At 66.4% G+C, this 5,490-nt stretch carries 5 protein-coding genes; 1 reads left to right on the top strand and 4 read right to left on the bottom strand.

Annotated features, from left to right (window positions below; translation table 11 throughout):
* Window positions 1-939 (top strand): D-isomer specific 2-hydroxyacid dehydrogenase family protein (locus tag DMB66_RS57280; protein ID WP_199753254.1); only part of this gene is annotated, 939 nt, incomplete at its 5' end.
* 15 nt (window positions 940-954) lie between these two features.
* Here DMB66_RS57280 and DMB66_RS57275 read toward each other — a convergent pair.
* The 4 genes from DMB66_RS57275 to DMB66_RS57260 form a co-directional block, all read right to left on the bottom strand.
* A complete protein-coding gene (locus DMB66_RS57275) occupies window positions 955-1,647 on the bottom strand; it encodes a response regulator transcription factor (protein WP_125812373.1) in 693 nt (230 codons plus the stop codon).
* Window positions 1,648-1,727: 80 nt separating this feature from the next.
* Window positions 1,728-2,822, bottom strand: coding sequence for a Dyp-type peroxidase (locus tag DMB66_RS57270; protein WP_125812372.1), 1,095 nt, complete (start codon window positions 2,820-2,822; stop codon window positions 1,728-1,730).
* A gap of 56 nt (window positions 2,823-2,878) precedes the next feature.
* The gene (locus DMB66_RS57265; protein WP_125812371.1) at window positions 2,879-4,447 is read right to left on the bottom strand and encodes a hypothetical protein; all 1,569 of its coding nucleotides are present in this window, start codon (window positions 4,445-4,447) and stop codon (window positions 2,879-2,881) included.
* Window positions 4,448-4,804: 357 nt separating this feature from the next.
* Window positions 4,805-5,233, bottom strand: coding sequence for a M15 family metallopeptidase (locus DMB66_RS57260; protein WP_199753253.1), 429 nt, complete (start codon window positions 5,231-5,233; stop codon window positions 4,805-4,807).
* Window positions 5,234-5,490 lie beyond the last annotated feature (257 nt).

Here is a 5,490-nt window from a genome sequence, read left to right as displayed (position 1 = left end):
GAGGCCGTCCTGTTCCGTGAGCAGGCGCGTCGCTTCGGCGTCCTGCCGACCATCACCGGGGCAGCGGTGTCCGAGGCCAATGTCGATCTGGTATTCGGCAACCGATGCATCAGCGTCGGCCATAAGACTCAAGTCACAAACAGCACACTTCTCGCACTTGGCCGGGCCGGAGTGGAGTACGTCTCGACACGGAGCATCGGCTACGATCACATCGATCTGGGGTATGCGGAAAGCGTCGGCATCTCCGTCGGCAATGTCGCCTACTCGCCGGACAGTGTGGCTGACTACACGCTGATGCTGATGCTGATGGCCGTGCGCCACGCGAAGGCCATGATCCGCCGCACGGATGCCCATGACTACAGACTGAGCGACGCGCGCGGGAAGGAACTGCGCGATCTGACCGTCGGGGTAGCCGGAACGGGACGCATCGGCTCAGCGGTCCTGGACAGGCTGCGGGCTTTCGGTTGCCGCGTGCTGGCCTACGACAATCGCCGTGCGACCTCCGCCCACTATGTCCCGCTCGACGAACTGCTGCGGCAGAGCGACATTGTCACGCTCCACACTCCGCTTACCGCGGGCACGCACCATCTCCTCAACCGTCAACGTATCGCGCAGATGAAGCGCGGCGCGTTCATCATCAACACCGGGCGCGGTGCACTTCTCGACACCGAGGCCCTCATTCCGGCGCTGGAGTGCGGCAGACTGGGTGGTGCGGCACTGGATGTCCTCGAAGGAGAGGAGGGGATATTTTACACCGACCGTCGAAACAAGCCCATCGAGAACAAGGCGCTGTTGCGGCTACAAGAGCTTCCGAATGTGCTCATCAGTCCGCACCTGGCCTATTACACCCACCATGCGCTGAGCGACACCGTCGAAAACAGTCTCATCAACTGCATGAACTTCGAAAGCGGGAAGGGCATGGACAGAATGAAAGCATGAACAGGCTGACGCCTATCAGCGCTGCGCGCCTCGGTCGTCGGCAGCTCGTCCTATGTCGATACAGTATCCGACGCCCGGCACCGTAGCGATGATCCAGGGTTCGCCGAGTCGTTTGCGCAGAGCCGAGACGGTGATGCGTACGGCGTTGGTGAAGGGGTCGGCGTTTCCGTCCCATGCCTGTTCCAGGAGCTCTTCGGCGCTGATGACCCCGCCCTCGGCGGCCACGAGGACCTCGAGCACGGCGAATTGTTTCCTGGTCAGTGCGACGTAGCGACCGTCGCGGTAGACCTCGCGGCGGAATGAGTCCAGTCGGAGGCCGGCGATATCCCGTACCGGTGGTCTGTTGTGTGCGCGCCTGCGGTTGAGTGCTCTCAGTCTGAGCACGAGCTCTCGCAGTTCGAACGGCTTGGTGAGGTAGTCGTCGGCGCCGAGCTCGAACCCGGACGCTTTGTCGTCGAGCCGGTCGGCGGCGGTGAGCATCAGGATCGGCATGCCGCTGCCGGAGGCGACGATGCGTTTGGCGATCTCGTCGCCGGAAGGGCCGGGGATATCCCGGTCGAGTACGGCGATGTCGTAGGCGTTGATGCTCAGCAGCTCCAGCGCGGTGTCACCGTCACCGGCGATGTCGGCCGCGATCGCTTCCAGGCGCAGCCCGTCACGGATGGCCTCCGCCATGTAGGACTCATCCTCGACGACCAACACGCGCATGCTCTCAATGGTACGAGCCGGCGCGAATCGTCGGCATGTCGGAACCCGATTCGTGCCGGCGACACCCTTCCCGCCGTCAGTCACGCCAGCATGGCCTGCCCGGCGAAGTCGCCTCCGCCGGGCAGCACGAAGTAGTAGCCACCGCCGAACGGCCGGAGGTACTTTTCCAGCGCCTCGCCGGCCAGCCTGCGCTGGACGGTGGCGAAGCCGAGCTCCACATCGCGCTGGAAGCAGACGAAGATCTGGCCGACGTCTGTCTTGGCCCGGCGGTAGGAGTGGCCACGGCGCAGGATCGGGCGTTCCCTTCCGGTGCGCGGATAGGCGCGGCGGATGTGGGAGTCGAGCGGGATAACCGCGCCGTCGGGGTCGGCGAGAAACTCCGGCAGCGCCTCCTTCGTGGACTGGCCGAGTGCGGCCCCGGTGTCCTTGTGCCGGCCGACAACTCGTTCCTGGACATGGGTCGGCTGCGCCTCCCAGATCGGCAAGGCCAGCCGGATCAGCCGCACGACCTGGTATGTGCCGCCCGCGCACCACGCCGGCTCGTCGTCGTCGGGTTGGACCCACACGCAGCGGTCCATCAACTCGGTGTTCGTCGAGTCCGGGTTTCCCGCGCCCTCCGCGAACCCGAACAGGTTGCGTTGCCCTCGCGTGCCGGCCAGTCGCCACCGGGGCCTGAGGTTCGGGGGCTGCCTGGCCAGCACGGCCGCGATCCGCTCCCGGGTGTCCGCATCGAACTGCACGAGCAGGTCGCCATGGCACCACCGAGGATCCAGGACATCGCCGCGGAAGGACGGCATTCGGGTCAGCCGGCGCGGGCCCTCGATGCCGAACGGGCCGTCGAACAGCGAGGCGCCCGCGGCGATCGTCACGGTCACGCCGGCCGCCGGCGCGCTCAACGCCCGGAGGGCTTCGGCGAGCCCCTTCCTGTCCCGTGCCGTCACGTCGAAGGCCACGTATTCCGTCTCGACAAACGGAGGCGTCACCACACCGGGCTGGTGGGCCACCGCCTGCCGCTCCGGCACCGCCTGCCGCCCCGGCACGGCCGGCTTCGTCGCCCCGGCCGGCTCGGTCGCCGTGCAGCCGGCAAGCCCCACGATCCCCGCGGCGGCAAGCAGCAGAGCACGCCGGTCGACAGCTTGGTGCACGATTCGGCCGGCGTCAGCGTCCTCGGACATCTCCGGTCTCCTTCATCACGTTCCGAACGCGTGACACTCATACCGCGGACCAGCGGTCACCCTTTCCCGAGGACGTACAGTTCGCCGTTGTTCTGTGCGTACACCCGGCCGCGGGAATCCATCGATACCGGCGTGTAGGCCGAGGCGATGGTCTTGGACAGGAACACCTTCTCGAGCTGGCGGCCCTTGCTGTCGACGACGTAGAAGTGGCCGTCCGCGGACAGACCGTAGAGGGTGCCGTTGCGATCGACGGCCGGGGCGCTGATGCACCATTCGAAGCCGTCCGGGTGATTCCCCTCGTCGACGCAGCTCACGGTGTCGTCCGGCAGCCGTTCGCAGGTCCTGGTCTCGGTGCTGGCGTACGACCACTCCCGCTTGAGGTCGGCGTCGAGCCGGGTGATGTTGTACGGCCCGCCGTCGTAGTTCAGGTCCTTGATGTACATCGAGTACGTGCCGTCGTGGCGGTACACGGCCGGCGTGATGTCCCAGCCATAGTCGAAGTTGGCCAGGTAGCGGCCGGTGCGGTCGAACTTCATGAGGTGCCCGCGCTGACCGTTGTAAGAGTTCCGCGTTCCGTAGACGACGCTGCCGTCGGGCAGCACCACTGGTGACGCCGTGCTGCCGTCGTCCACACCGCCGGCCGGTCGCAGGTTGGTGTACGGGTCGACACCGAGCGCCGTGCCGGGGCGGCACTGGAAGGGGTCGTCGGTGCCGTAGGGGACGAGCACACCGCAGCCGTCGTTGAGGATGCCCCGCAGCGAGGTCGCCCATTTCAAGGTGAGGTCGCGGTTGAGTGCGACCACGTATCCGTAGTTCCGTCCGCCACGGCGGAGATGTGCCCGGGTGACGGCGAAGATGGTGCCGTCGGCACCGACCGCCGGGGCGACACTGATCGCGGCACGCTGCGAGAGGCACGGCGTTCGCACGGGCAGTGTCGGCGTTCCGTCGGGCTGTGGCGCCGGCGGATACGGCATGTCCCCGGTGAACTCGTCGTAACAGAGGTCCGTAGGCCGCGGCGCGCCAGGAATGAGCGTGCGGTAGTCGACCTTACTGACCTTCCGGTCCCGGGCGACCCGCACCAGCCAGCCATGCACGTCGGCAAGCCCGCCCGGCGTCGGCTCGTTTCGCACCACGTTGTAGAACAGGGTGCCGTGCTGGTCCAGGGTGAGTCCGCCGGAGGCGAACGCCGCCGGATCGACGGTGCCGCCGAACGGGTTGATCCGGTGAACCACCCGACCGCTGCTCTTGGCCAGTTGGAAGACGGTCCCGCCCGCGCCGGGAACGTAGACGAAGTCTTTGCTCATCGCGGACTGGAACAGGCTTTCCCTCCCGACGATGCGGCTGGGCTTCCAGTCCGAGGTGAACGACCAGGTCGGGACCAGCCGGTCATGATGCCAGCGCAAGGCCTGCACCGACCACGTCTGCCGCTCCAGGTTCCCCATATCGCGCCCGCAGGGAGCCGGCACGCCCGAACCCGGCGAGTCACAGCTGACGTACGAACCGCCCTTGCGCAACACGAACACGTTCCCGTCCCCATCGACCAGCGGCGTGGGAAGGTGCACCGGGATATAGCCCCCGGACTGAGACTCGCCGGCCTCCTGCTCCGCGAAGGGATCGACCACCATGCGCGCGAGCATCCGCAGATCACGCTGACCCGCTACACACAACTGCCCGGAATGCGCGGCGTTCTGCCCCCACTGCGTCCAGTCACAATCAGACCGCCTCTCGGCGGCCGCGACCGGAGACGTCAGGGATACCACCAGGGTGACGACAACAGTGAGACGCAAGAACATGTCAACGCCCTCCACAGGAACGCGCCACTCGACCATTCATCGGGCCAGATTACCGGTGCGCGGTAATGCCCGGACTGATCGAGCATGGACAATGCGCGGAATGCGGCCCGATCCGCCGGCGAGCATCGAACCCGTCCAACCGTCCGCATTGAGCGGCTGGACAGCAGCGCCCGGCCCGGCTCTAGCGGCTCACGAGGTCGGAACGGGATCGACCGAAAGCGCCGACCGCTGCCGCATCCTCGGATCGTGTGTGGGGTCGGCATACATGGGTGGGCAACCATGATCGATCGCCTGGGGACGCAGTTCGTAGTGCCACGGCTCGTTGCTGTAGATCTGGCACAGTCCGTACTTGGCGCCATGCTCCGACAGCCACGCTGTGGCGTCGGAAGACCCGATGTCGACCGCGTTCCCGGACACGTGAGCGGAAGTGTCGGCGGTGGCGACCCATCGGGCGGCTTCCTCTTCCGAGCCGTACTTCGAGACCGCCTCGCGAAGAAGCTCATTCTGGTACGCCGGGGAGCGCCAGCCGCTGTTGACGTAGAATTCGACGCCGTCGTCAGCGGCGGCCATCGCCGCTTCGCGCAGGGCCTGGAGCAGATCTGGGTCGAGGTTGGCCACGCCGGGATACCTGTCATCGAACACTGTCACGCGGCCGCGGAGGGCACCGTCAGATTCGGTAGTCGTACTACGGTGGTCGGGCTGACTCATGACGCCAGTCAACGCAGCGTGGTGTTGTCGGCACGTATGTGGTTTTCGGTACGCGGACGATATGCTGCCACCCATAGAATCACGGCATATGTGTGCGAACCCTGGATCATCGCCGCCGTGGCCTGCATCGGGCGTGAGGATTGGACCGTGGATAGGGCGCCTGGTGT

Source organism: Actinoplanes sp. ATCC 53533 (genome assembly GCF_003947245.1).
The sequence above is the reverse complement of the archived record's forward strand: the minus strand, read 5'-3'. Positions and strand labels throughout refer to the sequence as shown.